Origin of the sequence: Nonomuraea montanisoli (assembly GCF_013363975.1) — a bacterium.
Classification (GTDB): Bacteria; Actinomycetota; Actinomycetes; order Streptosporangiales; family Streptosporangiaceae; genus Nonomuraea; species Nonomuraea montanisoli.
In genome coordinates this window covers 1-571 of the sequence record NZ_JABWGN010000053.1, presented here as the reverse complement: position 1 = coordinate 571, position 571 = coordinate 1, and the positions used below count along the sequence as shown (strand labels likewise).

Genomic DNA, 571 nt, shown 5'->3' with positions numbered 1-571 from the left:
TACCGTGACGGGCGGCTGTTCCTCGCGAAGACGGACGCGCCCCTGGCGTTCACCTGGTCCTGGCCCGACGTGGACCCGGCCTCGATCGACCCGACCACGGTGACCGTCTCCCGGGACCCGTGCGGGCGATGGTACGTCTCCTTCGCCGTCGACGTCGCCGCCCCCGACCGGCTCGCCGCGCCGCGAACGGCGGTCGGCGTCGATCTCGGGGTGACGGACTTCGCCGTCACCTCCGACGGCGACAAGATCCCCAACCCGCGCCATCTGGCCAAGCGGGACCGCAACCCGGCCCGCTACCAGCGCCGCCAGGCGCGCAAGACCCGCGGGTCGAACAATCACCGCAAGGCGAGGGCCAAGGTTGCCCGCGCCCACCGGAAGGTGCGCGCGGCCCGGACGGATTTCCTGCACAAGACCAGCACGCGGCTGGTGCGCGACCACGACGTGATCGTGATCGAGGACCTGGCCGTGACGAACATGGTCCGCAACCGGAAGCTGGCCAAGGCCATCTCCGACTGCGGGTGGGGCGTCTTCCGCCGCATGCTCAACTACAAGACGGCCCGGTACGGCCGTC

The 571-nt window shown here is 71.1% G+C and carries 1 protein-coding gene; it reads left to right on the top strand.

Annotated features, from left to right (window positions below):
• A partial coding sequence (locus HTZ77_RS44935; RefSeq protein WP_175595921.1) for an RNA-guided endonuclease InsQ/TnpB family protein occupies positions 1-571 on the top strand: 571 nt, incomplete at both ends.